This window comes from Streptomyces sp. x-19 (assembly GCF_046549115.1).
GTDB lineage: Bacteria > Actinomycetota > Actinomycetes > Streptomycetales > Streptomycetaceae > Streptomyces > Streptomyces albulus_C.
Map to the genome: position 1 here is coordinate 194,510 of NZ_JAJPWK010000003.1, position 26,147 is coordinate 220,656.

24 protein-coding genes are annotated in these 26,147 nt (G+C 74.4%); 20 read left to right on the forward strand and 4 right to left on the reverse strand.

The genetic code is table 11. The annotated features are described in order from the left end of the window. The first annotated feature begins 78 nt into the window (after positions 1–78). Genes ACLJT4_RS09525 through ACLJT4_RS09575 form a run of 11 tightly spaced genes read left to right on the forward strand, consistent with a single transcriptional unit; the run spans position 79 to position 12,304 of the window. The gene (locus ACLJT4_RS09525; RefSeq protein WP_411121869.1) at positions 79–1,404 is read left to right on the forward strand and encodes an aspartate aminotransferase family protein; all 1,326 of its coding nucleotides are present in this window, start codon (positions 79–81) and stop codon (positions 1,402–1,404) included. After that, complete coding sequence (locus ACLJT4_RS09530) at positions 1,401–3,212, forward strand: 1-deoxy-D-xylulose-5-phosphate synthase N-terminal domain-containing protein (protein WP_411121870.1); 1,812 nt, start codon at positions 1,401–1,403, stop codon at positions 3,210–3,212. The genes ACLJT4_RS09525 and ACLJT4_RS09530 overlap by 4 nt, the downstream gene beginning before the upstream one ends. Further along, complete coding sequence (locus ACLJT4_RS09535; RefSeq protein ID WP_411121871.1) at positions 3,193–4,581, forward strand: glycosyltransferase; 1,389 nt, start codon at positions 3,193–3,195, stop codon at positions 4,579–4,581. The genes ACLJT4_RS09530 and ACLJT4_RS09535 overlap by 20 nt, the downstream gene beginning before the upstream one ends. Before the next feature lie 5 nt (positions 4,582–4,586). After that, positions 4,587–5,414, forward strand: a complete 828-nt coding sequence (locus tag ACLJT4_RS09540) for an SDR family NAD(P)-dependent oxidoreductase (RefSeq protein ID WP_411121872.1) — start codon at positions 4,587–4,589, stop codon at positions 5,412–5,414. Then, the gene (locus ACLJT4_RS09545) at positions 5,411–6,049 is read left to right on the forward strand and encodes a DUF1349 domain-containing protein (protein WP_411121873.1); all 639 of its coding nucleotides are present in this window, start codon (positions 5,411–5,413) and stop codon (positions 6,047–6,049) included. Before ACLJT4_RS09540 ends, ACLJT4_RS09545 begins: the two co-directional genes overlap by 4 nt. Then, positions 6,046–7,227 carry an MFS transporter gene (locus tag ACLJT4_RS09550; RefSeq protein WP_411121874.1) on the forward strand — a complete coding sequence of 394 codons (1,182 nt, stop codon included), beginning with the start codon at positions 6,046–6,048 and terminating at the stop codon, positions 7,225–7,227. Before ACLJT4_RS09545 ends, ACLJT4_RS09550 begins: the two co-directional genes overlap by 4 nt. Further along, positions 7,224–8,219 carry a methyltransferase gene (locus ACLJT4_RS09555; protein ID WP_411121875.1) on the forward strand — a complete coding sequence of 332 codons (996 nt, stop codon included), beginning with the start codon at positions 7,224–7,226 and terminating at the stop codon, positions 8,217–8,219. Before ACLJT4_RS09550 ends, ACLJT4_RS09555 begins: the two co-directional genes overlap by 4 nt. Continuing rightward, positions 8,216–9,091 (forward strand): endonuclease/exonuclease/phosphatase family protein, encoded by an 876-nt coding sequence (locus tag ACLJT4_RS09560; RefSeq protein ID WP_411121876.1) that lies wholly within the window; start codon positions 8,216–8,218, stop codon positions 9,089–9,091. The genes ACLJT4_RS09555 and ACLJT4_RS09560 overlap by 4 nt, the downstream gene beginning before the upstream one ends. Before the next feature lie 41 nt (positions 9,092–9,132). After that, entirely contained in the window at positions 9,133–9,801 is a 669-nt protein-coding gene (locus ACLJT4_RS09565) for a sugar O-acetyltransferase (protein WP_411121877.1), read from the forward strand. A gap of 20 nt (positions 9,802–9,821) precedes the next feature. Then, positions 9,822–10,574 (forward strand): HAD family hydrolase, encoded by a 753-nt coding sequence (locus tag ACLJT4_RS09570; protein ID WP_411121878.1) that lies wholly within the window; start codon positions 9,822–9,824, stop codon positions 10,572–10,574. Then, the gene (locus ACLJT4_RS09575; RefSeq protein ID WP_411121879.1) at positions 10,571–12,304 is read left to right on the forward strand and encodes a glycoside hydrolase family 13 protein; all 1,734 of its coding nucleotides are present in this window, start codon (positions 10,571–10,573) and stop codon (positions 12,302–12,304) included. Before ACLJT4_RS09570 ends, ACLJT4_RS09575 begins: the two co-directional genes overlap by 4 nt. Here the strand turns inward: ACLJT4_RS09575 and ACLJT4_RS09580 are convergent. Continuing rightward, positions 12,277–12,909, reverse strand: coding sequence for a response regulator transcription factor (locus ACLJT4_RS09580; protein ID WP_411121880.1), 633 nt, complete (start codon positions 12,907–12,909; stop codon positions 12,277–12,279). The two genes, ACLJT4_RS09575 and ACLJT4_RS09580, sit on opposite strands and share 28 nt — an antisense overlap. Positions 12,910–14,238: 1,329 nt before the next feature. Between ACLJT4_RS09580 and ACLJT4_RS09585 the strand changes: the two genes are divergently transcribed. Then, a complete protein-coding gene (locus ACLJT4_RS09585; protein ID WP_411121881.1) occupies positions 14,239–14,886 on the forward strand; it encodes a TetR/AcrR family transcriptional regulator in 648 nt (215 codons plus the stop codon). A gap of 135 nt (positions 14,887–15,021) precedes the next feature. On the opposite strand, the gene ACLJT4_RS09590 is transcribed toward ACLJT4_RS09585, so the two are convergent. Then, the gene (locus tag ACLJT4_RS09590) at positions 15,022–15,846 is read right to left on the reverse strand and encodes a DUF6214 family protein (RefSeq protein WP_411121882.1); all 825 of its coding nucleotides are present in this window, start codon (positions 15,844–15,846) and stop codon (positions 15,022–15,024) included. A gap of 195 nt (positions 15,847–16,041) precedes the next feature. On the opposite strand from ACLJT4_RS09590, the gene ACLJT4_RS09595 reads away from it, so the two are divergent. Continuing rightward, positions 16,042–17,415 carry an FAD-dependent oxidoreductase gene (locus ACLJT4_RS09595; protein ID WP_411121883.1) on the forward strand — a complete coding sequence of 458 codons (1,374 nt, stop codon included), beginning with the start codon at positions 16,042–16,044 and terminating at the stop codon, positions 17,413–17,415. Between the two features lie 115 nt (positions 17,416–17,530). Here the strand turns inward: ACLJT4_RS09595 and ACLJT4_RS09600 are convergent, their stop codons facing one another. Continuing rightward, the gene (locus ACLJT4_RS09600) at positions 17,531–17,902 is read right to left on the reverse strand and encodes an ArsR/SmtB family transcription factor (protein ID WP_411121884.1); all 372 of its coding nucleotides are present in this window, start codon (positions 17,900–17,902) and stop codon (positions 17,531–17,533) included. 190 nt (positions 17,903–18,092) lie between these two features. On the opposite strand from ACLJT4_RS09600, the gene ACLJT4_RS09605 reads away from it, so the two are divergent. The 7 genes from ACLJT4_RS09605 to ACLJT4_RS09635 all read left to right on the forward strand — a co-directional run bounded on the left by ACLJT4_RS09605 (position 18,093) and on the right by ACLJT4_RS09635 (position 24,889). Then, positions 18,093–19,196 (forward strand): NADH:flavin oxidoreductase/NADH oxidase, encoded by a 1,104-nt coding sequence (locus ACLJT4_RS09605; protein WP_411121885.1) that lies wholly within the window; start codon positions 18,093–18,095, stop codon positions 19,194–19,196. A 91-nt stretch (positions 19,197–19,287) separates the two neighbouring features. Further along, positions 19,288–20,373: a WD40/YVTN/BNR-like repeat-containing protein gene (locus ACLJT4_RS09610; protein WP_411121886.1), complete on the forward strand. Its 1,086-nt coding sequence runs from the start codon at positions 19,288–19,290 to the stop codon at positions 20,371–20,373. Between the two features lie 55 nt (positions 20,374–20,428). After that, the gene (locus tag ACLJT4_RS09615) at positions 20,429–21,106 is read left to right on the forward strand and encodes a uracil-DNA glycosylase (protein ID WP_411121887.1); all 678 of its coding nucleotides are present in this window, start codon (positions 20,429–20,431) and stop codon (positions 21,104–21,106) included. A gap of 40 nt (positions 21,107–21,146) precedes the next feature. After that, a complete protein-coding gene (locus ACLJT4_RS09620) occupies positions 21,147–22,145 on the forward strand; it encodes a phospholipid scramblase-related protein (RefSeq protein WP_411121888.1) in 999 nt (332 codons plus the stop codon). After that, entirely contained in the window at positions 22,138–23,178 is a 1,041-nt protein-coding gene (locus tag ACLJT4_RS09625) for an N-acetylglucosamine kinase (RefSeq protein WP_411121889.1), read from the forward strand. The genes ACLJT4_RS09620 and ACLJT4_RS09625 overlap by 8 nt, the downstream gene beginning before the upstream one ends. 72 nt (positions 23,179–23,250) lie before the next feature. Continuing rightward, positions 23,251–24,186, forward strand: a complete 936-nt coding sequence (locus ACLJT4_RS09630; protein ID WP_233656674.1) for a sirohydrochlorin chelatase — start codon at positions 23,251–23,253, stop codon at positions 24,184–24,186. Between the two features lie 349 nt (positions 24,187–24,535). Next, on the forward strand, positions 24,536–24,889 hold the full coding sequence (locus ACLJT4_RS09635) for a nuclear transport factor 2 family protein (protein ID WP_016579184.1): 354 nt from the start codon (positions 24,536–24,538) through the stop codon (positions 24,887–24,889). Positions 24,890–24,934: 45 nt separating this feature from the next. Here the strand turns inward: ACLJT4_RS09635 and ACLJT4_RS09640 are convergent, their stop codons facing one another. Next, a complete protein-coding gene (locus tag ACLJT4_RS09640) occupies positions 24,935–26,026 on the reverse strand; it encodes a lactonase family protein (protein ID WP_411121890.1) in 1,092 nt (363 codons plus the stop codon). Positions 26,027–26,147 lie beyond the last annotated feature (121 nt).

Consider the following 26,147-nt stretch of genomic DNA (forward strand, 5'->3'; position numbering starts at 1 on the left):
TCTGACGCCTCGTCACTCACTGCGGTCGCCTCCGCAGAGTGCTCCGTTGCTCATCCCCCGCACAGAAAGAGTTCCCGCATGCCCGCACAGGAGTCCGCGGCTTCGCCGTGGCCGACCGACCTGTCCGCCTACTGCTTCGAGGTCCCCCACTCCACAGACTCGCTGCTCTTCAGCTCCGCCAAGGGCGTCCGCCTGACCGACGCGACCGGGCGCAGCTTCCTGGACGCCATGTCGGGCGTGTTCGTGTCCTGCTTCGGGTACGACTGCGAGCCCATCGCCCAGGCCGTCCAACAGCAGCTGCACACCATGCCGTTCAACCCCCCGCTGCACGGCGCCAACCAGGCCGCGCTCGACCTGGCCCGGGCCCTGGTCGACCTGGCCCCCGAGGGCATCACGGCCGCCAAGCTGGTCAACGGCGGATCGGAGAGCATCGAGGCCGCCATCCGGCTGGCCCGCCTCTACCACCGCTCGCACGGCCGGCCCGACAAGGTCAAGGTGCTCAGCCACTACCACGGCTACCACGGGGCCACCTTCGGCTCGCTCACCCTGACCGGCCGGCCCGACGTCAGCCGCTTCGGCCCGGGGCTGCCCGGCGTCGTCCACGTCTGGCCGCCGGACTGCCTGGAGGAGTTCTGGGGCGTCGCACCGGACCGGTCCGCCGCGCTGGCCGCGGAGATGATCGAGCGGACCATCGAGGCCGAGGGCGCCGACTCGGTGGCCGCCCTGGTCATCGAACCGGTCATCCACCTGCGCGGGATGGCGATCCCGTCGGCCGACTACTTCGCCCGGCTCCGCGACATCTGCGACCGGCACGACATCCTGCTCGTGTTCGACGAGATCGTCACCGGCTTCGGCCGCACCGGCCAGCCCTTCGCCGCGCAGACCTTCGGCGTCACCCCCGACCTGATGTGCGTCGGCAAGGGCATCTCCGGCGGCTACGCGCCGCTGGCCGCGGTCCTGATCGGCGAGCGGATCGCCGCCGTGCTCGGTGACGCCGACGGAGCGCGCGCCTTCGCCCCCTCCCACACCTACGCCGCCAACCCCATGGCGTCGGCGGCGGGCCTGGCCGCGGTGAGGCTGTTCCACGACGGCGACTACCTCACCAAGGTGCGCGAGTTGGCGCAGTACATCGAGCCCCGACTGCGGCAACTGGTCACGGGGCGCGGCACCCTGCGCGCGATCGGCCTGCTGTACGGCGCCAAGCTCGCCGATGCCGACGACGGCGGGCAGGGCCCGATCGGCGAACGGGTCGCCCGCGCCTGTCTGCAGCGGGGCCTGATCCTGCGCGGTCAGGACGACTGGTTCGTGCTGGCCCCGGCGTTCGTGACCACCCGCGCCGAGGTGGACGAGGCCCTGGGGATCCTCGGCGAGGCCCTGGACGAGGTCTGCGGGGCGGCCCGATGAGCGCCCTGCACGCCCTCGTGCAGGGCCCGGCCACGGCCGCGGCGCCCCGGCTCACCGAGCCGGAGCGGGCCGTGGTGCAGCGCGAACTCGACGAGCTCGCCCGGGGCGGCTACACCGGCCCGCTGCTGGAGAGCCTGCGCAAACTGGCCGCCGCCGTGCCCGAGCGGCTCTACGACGACAGTGCGCGGGTGCTGTTGCGGATGCACGAGATCGCCGGGTCCGGCAACTACCAGAGCAACCTGTCGTCGCTGCCGCTCGTACGGGCCTGCTTCGACCTCGGCCTGGTGCCCGAAGACGGGCCGGGACCGGCCGAACTCATCGTCGGGCGCGGGCACATCGCCCCCGCGTTCTACGCCGAGCACTACGTCCGCGGCACCTTCCCGTTCGCCCCGTTGGCCACCCTCCACCAGGGCGGCCTGACCGGCGTCGTCCACCAGGACCTGGGCTTCACCAACACCATGCGCTACAGCCTGGGGGTGGGCGTGGCCCAGGCCGTCAGCCTCGCCTGGGAGCTGACCCGCCGCGGCGAGGACCGCAAGGTGGTCTGCCTGGCCGGCGACGGCGAGTTGCAGGAGGGCGTGGTCTTCGAGTGCCTGCGCTTCGCCCACGAAGCGGACCTGAAGAACCTGGTCCTCGTCGTCGACACCAACGACAAGGGCATCGAGCCGCTCCTCAAGCCGCTCAGCCGCGGCTACCTGGCCAGCTACCTGGACCGGGTCGAGGAGGTCGACGGCCTGGACACCGCCACCGTCCGCGACTCCCTCGGCGCGCTGCTGGCCGCGCCGACCTCCGCCGCGCTGGTGTGCCGCACGCGCAAGGGCGACCACAGCTTCAAACCCGCCACCACCGCGCCGGCCACCGCACCCCGCCCGGCCAAGGTCTCCTTCGCCAACACCTCCGGCGCGGCGCTGGCCGCCTACCGGGAGCGCACCGGACGCGAACTGGCCGTCTTCACCGCCGACATGGCCGCCCGCTTCGGACTGCGCGGCAAGGTCCCCTACACCAACACCGGGCTCGCGGAGACGCTGAGCCTGGGACTGACCCTGTCCCTGCCGGAGGAGACCGTCAAGGTCGTCGCGACTGACGCGATGTACTACATGGACTCCCTGAGCATGCTCACCGAGGCCACCACCAGCGTACGCAACCTGCTGGTGCTGGCCGGGCGCAGCTGGGGTGCCTGGGGCGGCGCCCACAACGCCACCAACCTGCTGGGGCAGCTGCTGCACACCCGGGTCTACGAGCCGGTCACCGCGGCCGAGTTCGCCGCCTGCCTGGACCGCCTCGACCGACACCCGGACACCACCCACGTGATCAGCACCGTCGACGCCAAGTTCGACCCGCCCCCGGCGGACTGCGCCGGCGACGTGGACGGGGGGACCTGGCTCACCCCGCCCGGCGACGGACGGCCGCGAGCGGCCGTGGTCACCTTCGGCTACGCCGGAGTGCTCGTCGCCGAGGCCAACCGCGGCCTGGGCGTGCCGCACCTGCACTGCGCGGCCCTGGACCCCGACCTGGACGCCCGCACGCTCGCCCAACTCGGCGCCTGCGACGACCTGTTGATCGTCGAGTACAACGGCGTGCACGGCGGTTTCGGCGAGCGCCTGCGCAGCACGTACCTGCTGCCCGCCCGGGTGCACGGCGTCCGCCAGGACATCGCCAACCGCGTGCACGACCGGCAGTTGCGGTTGCACGGCATGGGCCCCGAGCAGCTCGACGCGTTGCTGCGCGACCTCGCCGGCCGGCCCGGCGCCACCACGACGACGGCCGACGGCATCGAGGAGGGCGCCCGTGCGACTGCACACGCATGACTACCGCGCCCCGGAGACCGACGGCATCGTCGACGGCGCCATCCTGATGCACCGCGAGATGGCCGAGCTGCTGACCCGGCGTCAGTCGGTGGCCTGGCACGACCTGACCGGCGGTCCCGGGTGCGTCGCCGCGGCCGGCCCCGGCGACGTGGTGTACGCCGGATCGGGACCGTACGCCTTCCTCTACCACCACTGGCGGCAGCGCACCGGCGGCCGCTTCCGGATCGTCCGCGAGGTGCACACCGCCCTGTGGTCGGGCTACTGGGCGCAGGAGGAGCTGTGCGCGCCGCTGGTGCGCCCCGGTGACCTGGTGCTCTTCCCCACGGAGTACACCCGGCGCCTGTTCGTCCGCCACTTCCCCGCCGTCACCGAGGAGAACTCGGCGGTGGCCTACCCCATGCTGGACCGGCTGCCCCGCAACGGGCCCGTGCCCGCGCCGGAGCCGGGAGAGGCACTGCGCATCGGCTACCTCGGTGCGCTGTCGCTGGCCAAGAACTTCGACCAGGTGGTGGACGTCTTCGCCCGCTGCCACCGCGAGAGCGGCGGGCGGGCGAGCCTGGTGTGCGCGGGCAAGCCCAACCACCCCCGCTGGGAGGCGGACGCCGTCCGCACGACCCTGTCCGGGCAGGGCGTCCCGCCCGGCGCCGTCGACCTGCTCGGCGTCCTCGGACAACACCAGCTCGCCGACTTCTTCGCCCGGATCGACGTGCTGCTCTTCCCCAGCACGGCCTCCCGGGAGACCCTCGGCCGGGTCGTGCTGGAGGCACTGGCCCACGGCGTACCGGTGGTGGCCGCCGACGTCGGCCCCGCCGTGGAACTGCTGCCCGCCCGCAACCTGGTGCCCACCGTCCTCGACACGACCAGCGAGTTCACCATGAGCCGGGTCGGTCCGCTGGGGCGGATCGACGAGGACGCCCTGACCCGCAAGCTCCTGCACCGCGACTACGCACCGGCCGCCATCCGCAGCGCCGCCCCCTTCCAGGACGAAGCGTTCCTGCACGCCCTGGCCGGCGCACCGGACGCGCACGCCCTGGAACACGACACCACGCTGCCCGACGCGCTGCGCGTACCGGCCCGCGCCGACTTCGACCCGCAACGCGCCGTGGCGCAGGCCGAGCGACTGTTCACCGACTTCTTCGGGCGCCGCGACCGGGCCGTGCACGACGCGCTGGACGCCCACGCCGCCGAGCACGGCTCCGACGGCACGGCCCCCGGTGAGTGGGCCGCACTGCACGACCTGGTCGACCGGCCGGGCCGCAACCTCGCCGACTACCGGGCGTTCCCCCGGCTCCTGGACGCCCTGGTGCTACCGCCGCTGACCTATCGCCTCGCGCCGCAGCCGGTGCGCGCGAACGCCGGAAAGGAATGAGGAACATGGACTTCGCAACGGGATTCGCCGACAAGGTGGCACTGGTCGTGGGTGGTGGCCGGGGCATCGGCTCGGCCGTCGTCGAGGAACTCGCCCGGCGCGGGGCGCACGTCGTGGTCGCCGACACCGACACCCTGCCCTCGCAGTACAACCACTACCAGTCCACGCAGGTCAGCGGCTACGCCGACGCCCAGAAGCTCGCCGCCCGACTGACCGAGGAGGGGCTCCAGGTCACCGCGGCGCAGGCGGACGCCACCGACGAGGACCAGGTCAGTCGGCTGTACGCGGACCTCGCCGAGCAGGCCGGCCGCCTGGACGTGGTCGTCAACGCCTTCGGCGTCACCCACGTCTGCCCGGTGGAGAAGATGGAACTGGCCGAGTTCCAGCGCGTGGTGTCCGGCAACCTCGACGGCGTCTTCCTGTCGTCGAAGCACGCCGTGCCGCTGCTGCGCGACTCCGGCGGCGGTGCCATCATCAACTTCTCGTCGGTGTCGGGGCGTTCGGGATTCGCCAAGGTCGCGCACTACTGCGCCGGCAAGTTCGGGGTGGTCGGCTTCACCGCGGCACTGGCCCAGGAGGTCGCCCGCGACGGCATCCGCGTCAACGCCGTCTGCCCCGGCATCGTCCGCTCCAACATGTGGCGCTACCTGCTCTCGGAGTTCGTCCGGCCCGGCGAGACCGAGGACGAGTGCTGGGAGCGGATGCGGTCGATGATCCCCCAGCGCGAGTTCCAGACCCCCAAGGACCTCGCGGAGCTGGTGGTGTACCTGGCCGGGGCGACCAAGGTCACCGGTCAGGCGATCAGCGTCGACGGCGGGATGACGGCCCCGTGACGCTCGGTACCACAGCACCGTGGCCCGGCGTCGGAGTCGGCGACGCCTCCGACGCCGGGGCCGGGACCGGGACCGGGACCGGCTGGCAGTGGCGGGGCCGGCCGCGGTCCTGGTCGCGCACCGGGGAGTCCTTGCACATCGAGGCCCCGGGCGGCGCGGACCTGTACGCCCTGCCCGGCTCGTACCAGGCCGACTCCCTGCCGTTGCTGCAACGGACCGTCACCGGCGACTTCACCGCCCGGACCCGGATCGGCGTCGAGGGTTCGGCGTTCGGGGACGCGGCGGGCCTGGCGCTGCACGGCGACGACGGCTGGCTGAAGGTGTGCGTGGAGCGCACCAAGGCCGGTGGCTGGGCGGTGGTCACCGTGCTGTCCCGCCCGGCGTCCGACGAGGCCATGGGCCCCGCGTTGGACGGCCCCGCCGCCGAGCTGCTGGTGACCCGCGAGGGCCGTCGGCACGCGGTCCTCTTCCGCCAACGGCCGCAGGAGGACTGGCGGTTCGTCCGCACGTTCCACGGCTTCGCGGACCCGGAGCTGCGGCTCGGCGTGTTCGTCCAGGCGCCCTTCTCGCCGTCCGCGGCGGCCCTCTTCGGCCCGCTGCACCTGAGCCCCGTGCCGCTGGGCGACCGCCGGTGACCCGGCCCACCCCCCGGCCCGGGCGCGACCCGCTGATCGCGGCGGCGCTGGCGCTCTCCCTGCTCCTCGGTGTGGTCACCGGCGCGCTGGGAGCGGCGCTGCCGCTGCTGCGGTCGGCCTACGGGCTGGACGACGGCAGCGGCACGGAACTGGTCGTGCTCTACAACCTCGGCGCGCTGCTCGCCATCGTCCTCTGCGGGATCGGCCCCCGCCGCCTGCTGGGCCGGACGTTGCCGCCCGCCCTGCTGCTGGCGTTCGCGGGCAGCAGCGCGGGCATGGCCCTGGCGCCGACCTGGGGCCTGCTGTGCGGCTTCGCCCTGGTCGCCGGTGCCGGCTACGGCGGGCTGATCCTGCACCTGAACAGCTACTTCGCCCACCCCTCCCGGCCCCGGCCGGCGTTGCTGCTCAACGTGCTGCACGCCTGCTTCGGCGCGGGGGCCACGGTGGGCCCGCTGCTGGTGGGCCAGTGGGGCGGGACGTCCGGACTGCTGCTGGTCGCCGGCGCCCTGTCCCTGCTGCTGTTCCGGGCCGCGGCGGCCACCGGGGAGCCCGTCGACCGTCCCGACGGGGCCGCCGCCCGGCGCCCGTCGGGCCCGCTGCTCGCCGTCCTCGCCCTGCTGGCGCTGCTGTACGCGGGCGTCGAGGCCGGGATCGGCGCGCTGGAGTCGACCCACCTGACCTCCTCCGGATACGCCCCGGCCGACGCGGCGCGGGCCACGGCACTGTTCTGGGCCGGGCTCACCGTCGGCCGGCTGGTCCTGCCGGTGGCGGCGCGCCGGCTCCACCACCCCCGGCTGATCGGCCTGTGCCTGCTCGCCGCCACCGGGGCGCTGGCCGCCACCCTGCTCGGCACCCTGGCGCCGGCGGCGTACGGACTGGCCGGGCTGGCCCTGGCCGCGGTCTTCCCCACCGCGCTGGCGTGGGCCAACACCCTGCTTCCCGATCCCCATCGGGTCAACTCCGCACTGCTGGTGGCCAACCTCGTCGGCAGCACCGTCCTGCCCTACCTCATCGGCCTGGCGGCGGCCCCCGGCAGCCGGGCCACGATCCCCCTCGCGCTCGCCGGTCTGACGCTGCTGTGCGGTCTGACCATCGCCGCCGCCGCCCGCCTGGCCCGCAGGCCCGTGCCCCCGGCACCACGACCGGCACCCCACAACGAACTGGAGACCTCCCCATGACCTCACCACAGCCCGTCACCGACCTGATGTGGGCCCACTGGAAGACCAAGACGATGCTCAGCGCCGTCGAGGTCGGGGTCTTCACCGAACTGGCCAAGGAGCCGCTGCCCGGCCCCGTGCTCCGCGACCGACTGGGCCTGCACCCGCGGCCCGCCACCGACTTCTTCGACGCCCTGGTCGCCCTCGGGCTGCTGGTGCGCTCCGACGACCGGTACGCCAACGCGCCCGAGGCGGCGGAGTACTTGGACCGCCACCGGCCGGCGAGCTACCTCGGCGGCAGCTTCCTCACCCAGTGCGCCGGCCTCGCCGACGACCTCACCGAGGTGCTGCGCACCGGCCGGGCCGCCCGCCAGGCCCGGGACGGCCGGGACTTCTACCGGGCCATGTACGCCGCGTCGGACTCGGTGCGCGCCTTCCAGAAGGACATGACCGCGCTCAGCATGGGCCCGGCGCGGGCCATCGCGGAGAAGTTCCCCTGGGAGCGCTACCGTTCGCTGGCCGACATCGGGTGCGCCGAGGGCGCGTTGCCCGGCCACGTCCTGGCCCGTCACCCCCACCTGACCGCCGTCGGCTTCGACCTGCCCCCGGCGCGGGCGGGCTTCGCGGAGTACACCGAACGCCTCGGGGTCGCCGACCGCGTCACCTTCCAGGAGGGCGACTTCTTCCACGACCCGCTCCCCTCCGCCGACGTGCTGGTCTTCGGCCACGTCCTGCACAACTGGGGGCAGGAGGAGAAGCTGCGGCTGCTGCGCGCCGCCCACCGGGCGCTGCCGGACGACGGGGCGGTACTGGTCTACGAGACGCTCATCGACGACGAGCGGCGCAGCAACGCCATCGGGCTGATCCTCAGCCTCATCATGCACGCCGAGGTCCCCGGCGGCTTCGACTACACCGGCGCCGAGTGCCGGGCGTGGCTGCGCGAGGCGGGCTTCTCCCAGACGTACGTCGAGCACCTGGAGGGCCCCGAGTCCATGGTCGTGGGCATCAAATGAGCCACCCCGAAGAGCCGGGCCGGGACGCGGCCGGCGCCGACGACCTGGTGATGTTCTGGAACCTCTACGAAGCGGGCGTCGACCGCTACCACGGCCGCGACGAACGCTGGCACCTGCAACGGGACCTGGTGCGGGAGCACCGCCCCCGGGTGCTGATGACCACCGAGGGGTGGGCCTGGCAGTTCAACGACCGTGCCTTCTTCGAGGACGCCAAGTCCGCCCTCGACATGGACGGCGTGCTCTTCCCCGCCAAGACCGGCTGCAACTTGGCCGTGTTCTGGCAGCACGACGTGGACCTGGTCGCGGTGGAGGAGGTCGCGCCGGAACTCGCCCAGTGGCACGGCCACGGCAGCGCCACCTTGCAGCTGCCCGGCCGGTCGACGCCCGTGCGGTTCGTCGTGGCCCACCTCGACCCGTTCAGCGCGACGAACCGGCGCATCGAATCCGACCACCTGCGCCAGTACGCCGACCCCGAGGCGCCCCACCCCACGCTGCTGGCCATGGACGCCAACACGGTGCCGCCGGGGGACGCCGAGCCGGACTGGTCCACCGCGCCCCGCCACCGGCGCGCCGACCACACGGTGCCCGGCGAGGACCACGCGGACCGGGCCCCGCTGCGGCGCCTGCTCGGCACCGCGGAGGAACCGCTGTTCGTCGACGCGGGCGCCCACCGCGGCGACCGCTCACCGACGTTCGGCTTCCACCCGCCGGGCGAGGCGCCCCGGCGCATCGACCTGTTCCTGCTGACCCCCTCCCTCGCCCCGGACCTGATCGCGTACCGGGCCCTGGACGACCCCCGGCTGCACCCGGAGGGCGAGCGGCCGGCAGCCTCCGACCACCGGCCGATCACCCTCCGGCTGCGCCGTCACTGAGCGGCCCGGACACCCGCCCGCAGAAAGGCACCCCGCACCCGATGAAACCGACGCCCCCCGACACCCCGCCCGCCCCCGGCCTCCCCACGCCACCGGCGACGCCCCCCGGGCCGACCACGGCCACCGAGCCGTCCGCCCGTGCCCAGGACGCCGCACTGGACCGGATCAAGGCCCGGCTCGCCAGCGGTGAGCTGTACTCGGCCCACGACCCCGACCTGCTCCCCTACCGCCAGCGCTGCATGGAGCTGCTGGACCAGGTCAACAGCACCGCGCTCGGCGACGTCCGCACCCGCGAGCGGCTCCTGGGCGACCTGCTGGGCCGCATCGAACCGGGCGGCTGGGTGATGCCCCGCTTCCTGTGCGAGTTCGGGTTCTTCATCGAGCTCGGCCCCAGGACGAGGGTCAACTTCGACGTGATGATGCTGGACTGTGCCCCCATCACCCTCGGCGCGGACGTCCTGGTCGCCCCCCGCTGCCAGCTCTTCACCGCCAACCACCCCTTCGATCCCGACCTGCGCCGCACCATGTGGGAGTACGCCAAGCCCATCGCCGTGGGGGACCGGGTCTGGCTCGGCGGCGGCGTGACCGTCCTGCCGGGCGTGACGATCGGCGCGGACACCGTGGTGGGCGCCGGCAGCGTCGTCACCAAGGACCTCCCGCCGAAGGTGCTCGCCGTCGGCAACCCCGCCCGCGTCGTCCGGGAGCTGTGACCGCCGTGACCCACTCCCCCATGCCCTCCCCCGAGGCTCCGCAGCCGTCCGCGCCGTACGCGGCCGAGGCGGTCATCTTCGACCACGACGGCATCCTGGTCGACACGATCCGGCCCGACTACCTGGCCTGCTCGGCCCTGTTCGAGGAGCACGGCGCGACCCTGCCCGCACGGATGTGGGCGCAGGAGGTGTGCGGGCGGCCGGACGGCTACCCGCGTCTGTTCGACGTCCTGCTGGACTCCGCCGGCGCACCGGCCGGATCGGGCCCGTCGGACGCCGCGGACCGCGGCACGACCGGTCCCCACGGCCACGCCGCGCTCCAGGAGCGCCTGTCGCAGCTGTGGGAGCGCTTCATGACCCCCGAGCACGTCCGCCTCCTGCCGGGCGTGCGGGAGTTGCTGACGCGGCTGCGCGCCGCCGGGCTGCCGGTGGCGGTCGCCTCGGCCGCCGACGCCGAGTGGGTGCGGCGCTGGCTGGGCCACTTCGGCATCGAGGAGTACGTCGACACCGTGGTGGGCGGCGACGAGGTGCCGCGCCGCAAGCCCGATCCCGCCGTCTACTTGGCGGCCGCCGCCCGCCTCGGCGTACCGCCGGCGCGCTGCGTCGCCTTCGAGGACTCGCTGACCGGGGTCGCCGCCGCGCGGGCCGCCGGGATCACCGTGACCGCCGTCCCCACCGGGCTGACCCGTTCCCTGGACTACTCCGCGGCCGACCACGTGCTGCCCGGCCTGTGGGCCGTGGACCTGACCCGCGCGCCGTGGACCGCCCGATGAGCTCCGGGCCCCCGCCCGGGGCGCCGACCACCACGGCGAAGGACTCCCTCCCGACGGGTTCCGCCCCCGGGGCCGACTGGTGGCGCCACGCGGTCATCTACCAGGTGTACCCGCGCAGCTTCGCCGACGGGAACGGCGACGGCACCGGCGACCTCGCCGGCGTCCTGGACCGCCTGCCGTACCTGGCCCGACTGGGCGTCGACGCGCTGTGGTTCACGCCCTGGTACCCCTCCCCGATGGCCGACGGCGGCTACGACGTGGCGGACTACCGCGGCATCCACCCCGACTTCGGGACCCTCGACGAGGCCGAGCGGCTCATCGCCACAGCGCGCGACCTGGGGTTGCGCACCCTCGTCGACGTCGTGCCCAACCACGTCTCCAGCGCCCACCCGTGGTTCCGCGCGGCGCTCGCCGCGCCCCCCGGCAGCCCCGAGCGCGCCCTGTTCCACTTCCGCGCGGGCCGCGGTCCGGGCGGCCAGGAGCCGCCCAACAACTGGACCTCCGAGTTCGGCGGCCCCGCCTGGACCCGCACCGCCACCCCCGACGGCACCCCGGGCGAGTGGTACCTGCACCTGTTCACCCCGGAGCAGCCCGACCTCAACTGGAGCCACCCCGAGGTCAGGTCGGAGTACGAGGCCGTGCTGCGCTTCTGGTTCGACCGGGGCGCCGCCGGCGTGCGCATCGACACCGCGATCGCCCTGGCCAAGGACCCGGACCTGCCCGACCTGACGGACACCCCCCGGCCGCACCCCTACATCGACCGCGACGAACTCCACGACCTGTACCGCTCGTGGCGCACCCTCGCCGACTCCTACCCCGACCCCCGCGTCCTGGTCGGCGAGCTCTGGCTGCCCGACGCCCCCGAGCGGTTCGCCCGCTACCTGCGCCCCGCAGAACTCCACACCGCCTTCAACTTCGACTTCCTGAGCAGCCCGTGGGCCGCCGGACCGCTGCGCGCCCGCATCGACGCGACCCTCACCACCCACGCGGGCGTCGGCGCCCCCGCGACCTGGGTGCTGTGCAACCACGACGTGACGCGCACCGTCACCCGTTACGGCCGCGCCGACACCTCGTTCGACCTCGCCGCCAAGACCCACGGCGTCCCCACCGACCTGTCCCTGGGAACCCGCCGCGCCCGGGCCGCCGCCCTGCTCACGCTGGCCCTGCCCGGCTCCGTCTACCTCTACCAGGGCGAGGAACTGGGCCTGCCGGAGGTCGAGGACCTCCCCGCGGACCGGCTGCGCGACCCGATCCACTTCCGCTCCGGCGGCACCGACCCGGGGCGCGACGGCTGCCGGGTCCCGCTCCCCTGGTCCGGCACCGCCCCGCCGTTCGGCTTCGCCCCGGACGGCACCGAGCCCTGGCTGCCGCAACCCGAGCGGTGGAGCGACCTGACGGTGGCGGCCCAGGACGGTGCCGCGGGTTCGATGTTGGAGCTGTACCGCGCCGCCCTGCGGCTGCGCCGCACCGGCCCGGCCGCGCCGGACGCCCCGATGCGGTGGCTGCCCAGCGGGCCCGACGTCCTCGCCTTCCGGCGCGGCGACCTGCTGTGCGTGGTCAACTTCGGGGAGCGGCCGGTCGGCCTGCCCGCGGAGCACGCCCTCCTCCTCGCCAGCGGTCCCGTTCCCGACCGGGGCCTGCCGCCCGACACCGCCGCCTGGCTGCGCGCCCCCGGCCCCGGCGAACCAGGATCGACGACCGCTCAGATGTGGCCCTCCCGTAGGGCGTAGGCGACCGCGTGGGCCCGGTTGCGCAGCTGCATGCGCGTCATCATCGCGTGCAGGACGTTCTTGACCGTCCGTTCCGAATAGGCCAGCCGGTCCGCGATCTCACGGGTGCCCAGCCCCTCCGCGACGAGCTTGATGACGTCCACCTCCCGGGGCGTGAGCCCCAGCGTCGGTGGCTGGTCGCCGTCGCTCATCGTGTGCCGGTACAGGCGGCTGGTCTGCGCCAGCACGCGGCCCAGCAGGTCCGGCGGGATCTGGCTCTCGCCGCGCGCGGCGGTGTGGATCGCCTCCACCAGCCGGGGGGCGGTGGCCTGGTGACGCCAGACGACCACCCGTACCCCGCACTCGACGACGGCCATCATCTCCGGCTCCCGCAGTCGTTCGGCGATGAGCACGACGGCCTGGTCGGTACTGCGCGACAACCGGCGCAGTTTGGTCGCCGCCAACTCGTGCAGACGGCCGGTGAGGACGACGGCGACCCCACCGGCCCGGGTCTCCTCGCGGCCGATGACTTCGAGGCAGGGATCGTCGCGTAGGAAACTGAGAATTCCGGTTTCGGTCAGCGGATCGGACGTGTGGACGGTTACGGATATGCGCTTCACTGGCATGGGTTTCCTGACAGGTCCCACGCCGTGGGTGAGCGCGGGAACAACCGATGCGGCAAGGATTTTCCGGTCGGCTAAACCGTCGGTGAACCAGTAGGAAATGTGGGGGCGGGAATGGGGTAGGGCACACCTCTGGTAAGGCCGACGCGGTGGGACGATGCTGACGTGATTCTCTCCGGACTCCGGATAATGATCAAGAGATGGTCAAGTCACTCATGCCCAACTGGCGCGATCCGTTCCCCCGTTCCTCTCCGCGCCCCGCAAAGCGGCAAGCCTCCCAGCGGATTTCCCGCCCACCTCGCTCTCCGCTTTCGGCTGATTCGAGACAGCGCAGGCCCGGGACGTGCGGCACGCTCCACGCCCGCCGGCACGGCACGTCCACGGCCGAGCCGAGCACACCCTCGGCGCCCCTCTCGCCCCCGACCGCACCCCTGGTCCGGCACGCTCCGCACCTCAGACCCGAGCCGACAACTCGCCGGCATAAACCCGCCGTCGACATGACACCCCGCTTATCCGCGGAGCACCGCTCCCGCGCCGCACCCCACCCGCAGAAAAACGAGCCACTGGCGCGCAGGACACCAAGCCCCCCTCGCGCCCCCACCCGCCCAAAGAACGACCGAAGCGCCCGCCCGAGAAGGATCATCGCCGTCAGCCATTACTGAAGCCCGTCGATCCGCGCCAATACCAGCCGTCCGACTGGTAATTTCCGCAGAACTCCAAGGACACCGGATTGTCCGTCCCCTGGCGACCTTGACATGCTCCGCCCACATCGCCGCCGGAGAGGACGTGCGCACTTTCCGCGCGCACGCGTGCGCCGGGAGGACGTGGAAGACAGGGCGCACCGCGCAGGGACGCCCGCGGCGCCCGGGGACCCCCTCGAACAGCGCCCGGAACACTCTCTGCCAGAACGACGGATGCGGGCCGTCGCGCTCCGACAACCGCCGGAACGACCGACCGGGGCCCGGGAACGTACGACGCGGGCGCGCACCGGCACCCCTTCGTCAGCACCGGCCTGCCCCACGAGGCGGGGGCTCCCTGTGGAAGCCGCCGCCGGGCTCACGCGGCCGGCAGCGCCGAGCGGGCACGACCGCACCGGATCGAGCCGCAGCGTGTCCCGCCGGAACCCACCGTCCGACGCGCACCAGGGCCGGCCCCTCGGCCTGCGAAGACACCGGCCACGAGGTCGACCCCGGCCCCGCGTCCACCGGATTCGGGCGATCCCCCGCGTCGCCCGAATCAGGCAGCCTGACCGGATTCGTCGCCCTGACGGGCGGGCATCCGATCCTGTGCTGAGTATATTGGCTCTCAGCCAGTCAACGCAGGAGTTACAGGATGTCCCCCCGCAGCGCATCGGTCAATGAAGAATTGCGGCGGCGTTCCCGCGAACGACTGCTGCAGGCGACGGTCGAGCTGGTGGGCGAGCACGGATACGAGGCCACGACGCTCGGCGACATCGCCCGGCGCGCGGGGGCGGCGCGCGGTCTGATCTCGTACTACTTCCCGAGCAAGCACCAGCTGCTGCAGTCGGCGGTGCACCGGCTGATGCACCGCACCCTCCAGGCCGCGCTGGAGCGGGAGCCGCGGCCGACCGGACCGGACGCCGGACGGGAGCTGATGGCCCGGGCCATCGACGCGATCCTGGGGCTGGCCCACGACGAGCCGCTGCTGATGCGCACGCACATGGCCGGCATCCTCACGTCGCCGGGGTTCATCCAATGCCCGGAGCAACAGCGGCTCGCCGAGCTGCTGCGCGAGACGGTGGTGGCCTACGGGTCGGCGGACCCGGACACCGACTACCCGCTGCTGCGGGCCCTGCTCATGGGGTCGGTGGTGCCCATGCTGCTCCCGGGGGCGCAGATGCCCCGGGTACGGCTGCGCGCCGAGCTGTTCCAGCGGTACGGGCTGGCCTGGGAAATGGGCGTGCCACCGGGCGAGCAGCCGTCCGAGAACGCGGCGGCGCAGGGGCGTCCGGCCGGCTGAGGCGCGGCGACGGCGGACCGGGCTCCGCCCCGCCGTCGCGCCGCCACCCGTCGCGCCCCGCCCGCGGGTCGGCCCGACACGCACCGCGCTCCCGCGCCCTGCCGTCCGCCGCCGGACCGGCCGCGACCGGCCCCGCTAGCGCTTGTTGTGCCGCGGCGTCAGCAGGCCGGCGTCGCGGGCGCCGGCGATCAGGCGGAGGGCCCGGCGCCGTTTGCGGCCGGTGGCGTTCATGACGGCCAGGACGGGATCCCGCCCCTCCTGCTGGGCCTCGCGGTAGGCGGCCGCGGCGATCTTGCGGCGTTCGCCGGCGCGCGAGCGCACGGGGACGGCCGAACGGGCGGCGGGCGGCGGGGTCGCCTCCGGTTCCTGGGCGGCGAGGCCGTCCTCGGTGGCAAGGCCCTCCTGGGTGGCGGGCGGGCCGGGTTCCGGCCCCGGTGCGGCGTCCGGCGCCGGGGGCGCGACGACGTCGGAGGTTGCGTCGGTCGGGGTGGTCGCCGGCGCCTCGGCGGTCCCGGTCACCGGGCTCCCTACCGCCGGTGCGGCGTCCGTACCGCAGAGGCGGCCGGCGCCGTGCACGACCGCGCCCCTCGGCGGGGCGGTGTCCGCGCGGGCCTCCCGGGGCCGGGCCGGGCCCGCTTCCCCCACGGAGGCGCGGGGGGCCGGTCCGGGCCCCGGGCCCGACGGTGCGACGGCGCCGGGGCGGTCCTTCGGCGGGCGTCCGGTGGCCGCGCGACACGCGTCGTCGAGGGGGCCCTCGATCCAGTGCGCGAGGGAGGCGAGGGCGTCCAGTGTCAGGGGCGGGTCGGCGCGGACGTCCTCGACGGTGAGGCGGTCGCCGGTGGCCGTCACCAGGACGTCGATGCGGGCCCCGTGGGGGAAGGTCAGCCGGGCGCTGAACCAGGGGCCCAGTTCGGACGCGGCCGAGCCATGCGCCTGAAGCTCCCAATCGGGCCACTCCAATGCCCCGCCCTGCGCTTTATATCGGTGGTTATCGGTATAAAACTCACTTTCCGACACAAACAAAACCTAGCCCCCCGCTCACCCGGCCACGGGGCGCGGCACGCTCAGCGGACCGGGAGCAACCCCGATAGCGCAGCTCTCCCGCCGCACGCCCGCCGGTGCGATGCTGGGGGTACTCCGCGGAAGGGGCCACCCGTGCTTCGTGTCGCAGTGATCGGTTCCGGACCGAGCGGTGTCTACACCGCCCAAACGCTGGTCGAGCAGGAAACCGTCCCGGACATCGAGGTCTACGTCCTGGATCGGCTGCCCTGTCCGTACGGCCTGGTGCGCTACGGCGTGGCACCCGATCACGAGAAGATCAAGTCGCTGCAGAACAACCTGCGGACGGTGCTGGAGCACCCCCGGGTGCACTTCCTGGGGAACGTCGCGGTGGGCGACGCCGGCGTGGGGCTGCGGGAGTTGCGGGAGATGTTCCACGCGGTGGTGTTCTGCGTGGGGGCCGCCACCGACCGGCACCTGAACGTCCCCGGCGAGGAGCTGCCGGGCAGCCACCCGGCAACGGACTTCGTCGCCTGGTACAGCGCGCACCCGGACGCGGCGAGCGACGGCTTCGCGCTGACCGCCCGTTCGGCGGTGGTCATCGGGGTGGGCAACGTGGCGGTGGACGTGGCCCGGATGCTGTCCCGCGGCCCCGCCGAACTCGCCGCCACCGACATGCCGCAGGGCGCGCTCGGGGCGCTCGCCGACAGCCGGGTCGAGGACGTGTGGATGGTGGGGCGGCGCGGCCCCTCGCAGGCCAAGTTCACCACCAAGGAGCTGCGGGAGTTGGGGGCGCTGCCCGGCACGCAGGTGCTCGTCCGCCCCGAGGAGTTGGCGCTGGACCCGGCGTACCGCGATCCGGCCGGGCTGCCGGCCCCGGTGCGGCGGAACGTCGAGGTGCTGCGCGACTGGGCCGAGCGGCCGGTGGAGCGGGCGGCGGGGATGGGCCGGGCCCGCCGGATCCACCTGCGGTTCTTCCTGCGGCCCGTGGAGCTCCTCGGGGATCCGGCCGCCGGGGTGCGCGCGGTGCGGTTCGAGCGGACCGTGCCCGACGGGCGCGGCGGGGTCACGGGAACGGGCGAGTACGAGGAGATCGAGGGGCAGTTGGTGCTGCGCTCGGTCGGCTACCAGGGGTCGCCGCAGCCGGGTCTGCCGTTCGACGAGACGACGGGCACGGTGCCGCACGCGGCCGGGCGGGTGCTGTGGGACGGGGAGCCGTACCCGGGCGTCTACGTGGCGGGGTGGATCAAGCGCGGCCCGACGGGGGTGATCGGCACCAACCGCCCGTGCGCGAAGGAGACCGCGACCTCCCTGCTGGCGGACGCGGCGCAGGTGGCCCGGCGGACGGTCGCGGTGGACCCGGTGGCGGCACTGGAGCGGGCCGGGGCGCGGCCGGTGCCCTGGCGGGGGTGGCTGGCCATCGAGGCGGCGGAAGCGCAGTGGGGGCGCGGTCTGGGGCGCGGCACGGTCAAGCTGGCGGACTGGACGGAGCTGTTGCGTGCGGCGCGGTCGGTGATGGTGGGGCGTTGAGCCGCCCCGGGTGAACTCCCTCCCGCCGGGCGGCAGGCGGGAGTTCACCGCCCGGGCAGGCCCGGGCGGGCAGGCACGCGCGCCTCGGGGGACGACGCCTCGGGCGCCGGCCCGTTCAGAGCTCGCCGAGGCGGCGCTCCTGAAGGCCGGCGGCCCGCAGCACGCCGTCGATCAGACCCGGGAACAGCGCTTCGAGGTCACCCCGGCGCAGGCCGTTCATCTTGGCGGTGCCGCGGTAGATCTGCTGGATCACGCCGTGCTCGCGCAGCACCCGGAAGTGGTGCGTGCAGGTCGACTTGCTGACCGGGAGCTCGATGTCCGCGCAGTTCAACTCGCCCTCGGCGGCGGCCAGTGCGCAGACGATCCGCAGGCGCATCGGGTCCGCGAGGGCGTGCAGGACCTGGGCGAGCCGGATCTCCTCAAGGGCCGGATGCGGGAGCGACCGGGCGCCCGAGACGGGCCCGGCGGCTGGCGTATCGGTCGACATGGTGGCTCCTGACCTGCGGTTCTGTTGGACCGGCGGCACGCTCGCACGAGATGCCCCGGAAGGGGGTCGCCGCAGCCTCCGAAGCCCCATTGTACGAGACCCTTCGTAGTTTGACACCTGCCGTACTACGATGCCTATCGTATGAACGTGGGGTCGATCGTCCCCACCCGTCCAGGTACAGGAGCCTGCCGTGAGCGCACTCTTCGAACCCCTCTCCCTTCGGTCGCTGACCATCCCGAACCGCCTCTGGATGGCGCCCATGTGCCAGTACTCCGCGGCCCCCGAAGGTCCGGCCGAGGGCGCGCCCGGCGACTGGCACTTCCAGCACCTGGCGGCGCGGGCGGCCGGCGGCACCGGCCTGATCCTGACCGAGGCGACCGCGGTCAGCCCCGAGGGCCGGATCAGCCCCTACGACCTCGGGCTATGGAACGACACCCAGACGGCGGCGTTCCGCCGCATCACCGACGCGATCAAGGCCCAGAACAGCGTTCCCGGCATCCAGATCGCGCACGCCGGCCGCAAGGCGTCCACCGAACGCACCTGGGTGGACCGCGGCCGCACCCTCCGGCCCGAGGAGCAGTACGGCTGGCAGCCGGTCGGCCCGAGCCCTCTGGCGTTCACCGAGCGGTCCACCACCCCCGCCGAGCTGTCCGCCGAGCAGATCGCCGAGCTGGTCGGGAAGTTCGCCGAGACCGCTCGCCGGGCGCTGGCCGCCGGCTTCCAGGTGGCCGAGATCCACGGCGCGCACGGCTACCTGATCAACCAGTTCCTCTCCCCCTACAGCAACCGGCGCACCGACGCCTACGGCGGCTCGTACGAGAACCGGACGCGACTGGCCCTGGAGGTCGTCGACGCGGTGCGCGCGGTCTGGCCCGACGAGCTGCCGGTGTTCTTCCGGATCTCGGCGACGGACTGGCTCAGCGAGGACGCGAGCGACGACCGCGAGGGCTGGACCGCCGACGAGACCGTGCGGTTCGCCGGTGACCTGCGGGAGCACGGCGTCGACCTGTTGGACACCTCCACCGGCGGCAACGCCCCGGACGCGAAGATCGCGGTCGCACCGGGCTACCAGGTGCCGTTCGCCGAGCGGGTCAAGAAGGAGGCCGGCCTCGCGGTGGGCGCCGTCGGCCTGATCACCGAGGCCCGGCAGGCCGAGAAGATCGTCGCGGACGGCCAGGCCGACGCGGTGCTGCTCGGCCGGGAACTGCTGCGCTCGCCGAGCTTCGCCCAGCACGCGGCGCGCGAACTCGGCGCCGCCACGCACCTCCCGCAGCAGTACCACCGGGCCGTCTGACCTGCGCGGACACCGACCGGCGCGCCGTTGTCAGTGGCCGGGTGCACACTGACGACCAGCTGAGACAACGGCGTCCTGGAGGTGTTCCGGCATGACAGACGTGCTCCTCGCGGTGGGCACCCGCAAAGGGTTGTTCCTCGGCCGCCGGCGGCGCGGCGGCTGGCAGTTGGGCGGCCCGCACTTCCCCGCGCAGGCGGTGTACTCCCTCGCGATCGACACCCGTGGTCCGCGGCCGCGGGTGCTGGCCGGAGCCGACAGCGCGCACTGGGGCCCGTCGGTCTTCCACTCCGACGACCTGGGCGAGAGCTGGCGCGAGCCGGCCCGACCGGCCGTCACGTACCCGAAGCACACCGGCACTTCGCTGGAGCGGGTGTGGCAGCTGCACCCCGCGGGCCCCGCCGCGCCCGAGGTGGTCTACGCCGGCACCGAGCCCGGCGGCCTCTTCCGGTCCGCGGACCGCGGCGAGACCTTCGAGCTGGTCCGGGCGTTGTGGGAGCACCCCAGCCGCACGAAGTGGGTGCCGGGCGGCGGCGGGCTGGCCGTGCACACCGTGGTCACCGACCCGCGGGACGCCGCCGCGGTGACCGTCGCGGTCTCCGCGGCCGGGGTGTTCCGCAGCCACGACGGCGGCGCCAGCTGGGCGCCGTCCAACAAGGGCGTCAAGGCCGTCTTCCTGCCCGACCAGCACCCCGAGTTCGGGCAGTGCGTCCACAAGATCGCACCGGATCCGGTCGAGCACGACCGGCTCTACCTCCAGAACCACTGGGGCGTCTACCGCAGCGACGACGCCGGGGCGAGCTGGTCGGACATCGGCTCCGGACTGCCCTCGGACTTCGGCTTCACGGTGGCCGCGCACCCCCACCGGACCGGCGTCGCCTACCTCTTCCCGATCACCGCGGACATCGACCGGGTCCCGGCCGGACACCGCTGCCGGGTCTTCCGCACCTGCGACGCCGGCGCGAGCTGGGAGCCGCTGGACGCCGGGCTGCCGGCCGAGGACCACTACGGCACGGTGCTGCGGGACGCCCTCTGCGTCGACGACGCCGACCCCGCGGGGGTGTACTTCGGCAACCGCAACGGCGAGCTCTACGCCAGCGCCGACGACGGCGACAGCTGGCGGCAACTCGCCGCCCACCTGCCCGACGTGCTGTGCGTGCGGGCGGCGGCGGTGGGCTGAGCGGCGGTTGGCCGGAAGGTGAAGGGGGGCGGGCCTCGGCCAGTAGGGTGACCCCGTGGCTGCACGACCTCTCCAAGACATCGTCGAACCAGGCTGGGCCAAGGCACTTGAGCCGGTCGCCGGACAGATCGCCGCGATGGGCGACTTCCTGCGGGCGGAGATCGCCGCCGGCCGGACCTACCTCCCCGCCGGCAACAATGTGCTGCGCGCCTTCCAGCAACCCTTCGATGAGGTGCGGGTGCTCATCGTCGGGCAGGACCCCTACCCCACCCCGGGCCATGCCGTCGGGCTGAGCTTCTCCGTGGCGCCGGACGTCCGCCCGCTGCCCGGGAGCCTGGAGAACATCTTCCGCGAGATGCACTCCGACCTCGGGCTGCCCCGGCCCGCCAACGGCGACCTCACCCCGTGGACCAAGCAGGGCGTACTGCTGCTGAACAGAGCGCTGACCACCGCCCCGCGCAAGCCCGCCGCGCACCGCGGCAAGGGCTGGGAGCAGGTCACCGAGCAGGCCATCCGGGCCCTGGTGGCGCGCGGCGGCCCGCTGGTGGCGGTGCTCTGGGGACGCGACGCGCGCAATCTGCGACCGCTGCTGGGCAACCTCCCGGCGGTCGAGTCCGCCCACCCCTCCCCGATGTCCGCCGACCGCGGGTTCTTCGGCTCGCGGCCGTTCAGCCGGGTCAACGAGCTCCTCGTCGGGCAGGGCGCCCAGCCGGTGGACTGGCGCCTGCCCTGAGCCGGAGCGGGCCTTGGGGGCGGGGGATAGTGTTCCCCGCATGACGAATGCGAACATCCCTGCGGGTTGGTACGCCGACCCGCAGGGCACCCCCCACCTGCTCCGCTGGTGGGACGGCGCCCAGTGGACCGGTCACACGCACCCCGGTCAGCAGGCCCAGCCCGCGGCACAGGCCGGTCACCCCGGCCAGCCGCTGCCCGCCCAGCAGCAGGCGCCCCAGCAGTACGCGCCGCAGCAACAGCCGGCCCAGGCCCCGTACGGCCAGCAGCCCGGCGGCGCCCCGTACGGTCAGCAGGGCGGGTACCCGCAGCAGATGCCGGGGCAGGCCGGTCAGCCGGGCGCGCACTCCGCCGAGGCGCACCACCAGGCGCAGCAGCAGGCCGGCATCCGGCACCAGGCGCAGCAGCAGGCCGGCGTGGCCCCCACCGGGCCGGGCGGCGGCTCGCTCTTCACCGAGCCCGTGCTGGTGGTCAACCAGAAGGCCAAGCTCATCGAGGTGAGCAACGAGTACGCGGTCTACGACCAGCACGGCAACACCCTCGGTTCGGTCGTCGAGATCGGCCAGAGCACCGCGAAGAAGGTGCTCCGGGTGGTCTCCAGCCTGGACCAGTACATGACCCACAAGCTGGAGATCCGGGACGCCTACGGCCAGCCCCAGCTGGTGCTGACCCGGCCCGCGAAGCTGATCAAGTCCAAGGTGCTGGTGGCACGTCCGGACGGCCAGCCGGTCGGCGAGATCGTCCAGCAGAACGCCATCGGGAAGATCAACTTCGCGATGCAGGTCAACGGCCAGCAGGTCGGCGCCATCAAGGCGGAGAACTGGCGCGCCTGGAACTTCGCCATCGTCGACCACACCGAGACCGAGATCGCCCGGATCACCAAGACCTGGGAGGGCCTGGCGAAGACGATGTTCACCACCGCGGACAACTACGTGCTGCAGATCCACCGGCAGCTGCCCGACCCGCTGCTGAGCCTGGTCGTGGCCACCGCGCTGACCGTCGACACCGCCCTCAAGCAGGACGCCCGCGGCCTTGGCTGAGCCCGTGGGCGACGGCGCCGGCGACCACGTGCTGGGCGTGGACTCGGGCGGGTCCGGCCTGCGGATCGCGGTGGCCCGGATCGCGCCGGACGGTGGACGGCCCCGGCCGGCCGCCGCGTTCACCTCGCACGAACCGGTCCACACCGGCCCGGCCGGCATCGACGCGGACCACATGCTCGAACAACTCCTGCCGGCCGCAACGGAGTTGGCGCGGGAGGTGGGGGCGGTCGGGTTCGCCGCGGGGTGCGTCGGCGCCGCCGGCATGGGCACCCTCGGCGACGCCCTGCGCGCCCGGCTGCCCGGGGCGCTGTCCGACGCCTTCGGGGTGCGGCGCCTCGCCCTCGCCGCGGACGCGGTGACCGCCTACGCCGGGACGCTCGGCCAGCGGCCGGGCGTCGTGGTCGCCGCCGGCACCGGCCTGGTCGCCCTGGGCACCGACCTGACACCGTCGGGCGGCTGGCGCCGGGCCGACGGCTGGGGGCACCTGCTGGGCGACTGCGGCAGCGGCGCCTGGATCGGGCGGGCCGGGCTGGAGGCGGCGCTGCGCGCCCACGACGGCCGTCCCGGCGGCTCACAGGCGCTGCTGGCCCGGGCGGAGGCGGTGTTCGGACCGGTCGCCGGACTGCCCGCCGCGCTCTATCCACGGCCCGACCGGCCCGCCGTACTGGCCTCGTTCGCCCCCGAGGTCGCCCGGTGCGCGGCGCGGGACGCGGTCGCCGCCGGGATCCTGACCGACGCCGCGCGCCACGTCGCGGACGCCGCGGCCGCGGTCTGCCCGCCGGTCCCGGACGCGGCGGTCGCGCTCACCGGGGGCCTGCTCGCCCTGGGCGCCCCGCTGCGGGACCCGCTGCGCGCGGCGCTCGCCGCACGGCTCCCCGGAGCCCGGCCCGCCGAGGCCCTCGGGAGCCCGCTCGACGGCGCGCTGGCGATCGCCGCGGCGCTGGCCGAGGACCGGCTGACGCTCCCCGTCGACGGGAAGTTGTTGCAGATCACAGGGCATGTGACGGACTCGCCACCCCGACGCGCGGGATAAATCGGGACGGATACCTCGTGGCGGAACCCTCCCTCGGCAGCCGGGCACGACGAGGCGTTAGCATGCGGCGCCATGAGTTCCCCCACTGGGCCCGCACCTGGCTCGCCCCGTATCGACGCCGCAGCCCCCGGCCTGCCCGTCCGCATGCCGCGCCGGCAGCCCGGCCGCCACCGCAAGCCGGAACCGCTCGCCGCACCCGAGGGCGCACCCGCCCTGGTGCTGGCCGTGCCCGGCGCACCCTCCTCCGCCTCGCGCAGCCTGGCGGAGGAGGTCTCCAGCATCGCCCGGTCCGAACTGCCCGGCCTCGACGCCCGGATCGGCTACGTCGACGGCGGGGACGACGCGTTCCCGTCGCTGGAGGCGGTGCTGACGCAGGCCGCCGCCGAGCAGAAGGCGCGGGCGGTCGAGGCCGGCCAGCCCGATCCCGGTCCCGGCGCGGTCGTCGTCCCGCTGCTGGCCGGGCCGGACAGCGCCCTGCTGCGCCGGATACGTCAGGCCATCATGAACAGCGGCTCCGGGGCCGAACTGACCGACGTCCTCGGCCCGCACCCGCTCCTCGCCGAGGCGCTGCACGTCCGACTGTCCGAGGCCGGTCTGGCCCGGGCCGACCGGGCGCGGCTGTTCACCGTCGCGACCGCCGCGGACGGCATCATCCTGGCCACCGTCGGCGGCGAGGAGGCGGTGCAGGCCGCCGGCATCACCGGCATGCTGCTCTCCGCCCGGCTGGCGGTGCCGGTGCTGGCCGCCGGCCTGGACGAGGAGGGCGCCATCGCCCGCACCGCCGAGCAGCTGCGCACCTCCGGTTCGCAGCAGTTGGCGCTGGCCCCGTACCTGATCGGCCCGGAACTCGCCGACGGCCTGCTGGGGGCGGCCGCGGCGGAGGCGGGCTGCGCGTCCGCCGAGGCGCTGGGCGCGTACGGCGCGGTGGGCCGGCTGGTGCTGTCGAACTACGCGGCCAAGATGGGGATCACCCTGCCGGGTCAGGGGCTGGGGGCGGCCGTCCGGTAAGCCTGCGTCACCGTCGCGCGGCACCGGCAGGACGACCGGAGCCCCGCACCCGTTCACCGAGGGCCGTCCCGCGCCGCACGCGCGGGGCGGCCCGTCGCGCGCTCCGGCCCCGGTCCGCCACCCGCACCCCCGCTGAGCGGCGCAGACGCCCACTGGGCGGGCCGGGCGGGCGGCGTGGACCGGGGAGCGACGGCAGGCCGGCCGCGGGCGGCGTAGGGGCGCTCAGCGGCCGTCGTGCGCCCCTGTGTGCTCCGCCCGGCGGCCCCCGTTCCCGCGCGGCCGATGAAGCGGGCCGCGCCGCCCCGTCTACCGTCATGGCCCACCCCGTCAGCACCACGAGGAGGACACCATGCCGGACACCACCGCACCCGAGGACGTCGCCCGCGCCTGCTTCGCCGCGTACCTGGCCCAGGACCGGCCGGCCATGGAGCGGCTGCTCGCCGAGGAGTTCGTCTTCACCAGTCCGCAGGACGACCACATCGACCGGGCCGCGTTCCTGGAGGTCTGCTTCCCCACCGCGGACCGGGTCCGCTCCCAGGTGGTCCTGGACGCCGTCCCGTTCGGCGACGGCCAGGTCTTCGTCCGCTACGCGTACGAGCTCCTGAGCGGCGAACGGCACCGTAACGTCGAGGTGATGACGGTGCGGGACGGGCGGCTCACCGAGACCCAGGTGTACTTCGGCGGGCGCTTCCCCGAGGGGTGACGGCCGCGCCGACCGGCCGTCCGGGGTGCGCCCGGCAGGGTCCCGTCAGGCGAAGACCACGCAGGAGACGGCCGGTGCCGCGACGGAGCCGCCGTGGACGGGGAGGCCGGTCTCGGGGTCGACGGTGAACCAGGTGACGTCGCCGGAGCGTTCGTTGGCGGCGTAGAGGTGGCGCCCGTCGGGGTGGAGCGCGAGGTCGCGCGGCCAGTGGCCGCCGCACGGCACGGTGGCGTGCAGGGTGGCGGTCCCGGCCCGGGCGTCGAGGGAGAGCACCGCGATGCTGTCGTGGCCGCGGTTGGCGGCCCAGGCGAACCGGCCGTCCGGGGAGATGACGAGCGCGGAGGGGAACGTCGGGTCGGTGCCCGCGGCGCCGACCGGCAGCAGGGAAGTCTCCCCCAGCGGCGTCAGCGTGCCCCGGTCGGCGTCCCAGCGGCAGAGCGTCAGGGTCGGGTCGAGTTCGTTGATGACGCAGGCGAGGTGGCCGGCCGGGTGGAAGGCGAGGTGGCGGGGGCCGCTGCCGGGACGCAGGGGCGCCTCGTCGTGCAGGGTGAGCGTGCCGCTCGCGGGGGCGAGGGCGTAGGTGCGGACCGAGTCGGTGCCCAGGTCGACGCCGAGCAGCCAGCGACCGCTGGGGTCGGGCAGCACGGCGTGGGCGTGCGGTCCCTCCTGGCGGTCGGTCCGGGGGCCGTTGCCCTGGTGGGCGAGGACCCGCGCCGGGCCGTCGAGGGTGCCGTCGTCCCGTACGGGGAGCGTGCTGACGTCGCCGGAGCTGTAGTTGGCGGTGACCAAGTGGCCGGCGGTCAGGGTGAGGTGGGTGGGGTCGGCGCCGCCCACGGGGACGGCGGGGGCGAGCAGGTCCGGCCCTTCGGGCGTGAGGCGGAAGGCGGCGACGGCGCCGTGCGGGGTCTCGCTGACGGCGTAGAGGCGACGGCCGGCCCGGTCGGGCACCAGGTAGGAGGGGTTGGGGACGGCGTCGGTGGAGTGCAGCGGCGTCAGCGCGCCGGTCTCCGGGTCGACGGCCGCGGTGGTGATGCCGTGGCCGCCGGCCGCGGTGAAGGAGCCGAGGTAGGCGCGGAGGCCCGCGCCGTCGGCGGGTCCGCCGGTGGTCCGCCCGGTCCCTGGTTGCGTCGTCGCCATGGGTCGCCGCCCTTCGTCCGCCTGCCCGTCGGGCCGTCCTTGAGGGGCGGCGTGCCCGCCGCGGCCCCCTCTGGGACGGCCTCGCGCTATCCGGGCGACGCTAACAGGACGGGTGGGTGCG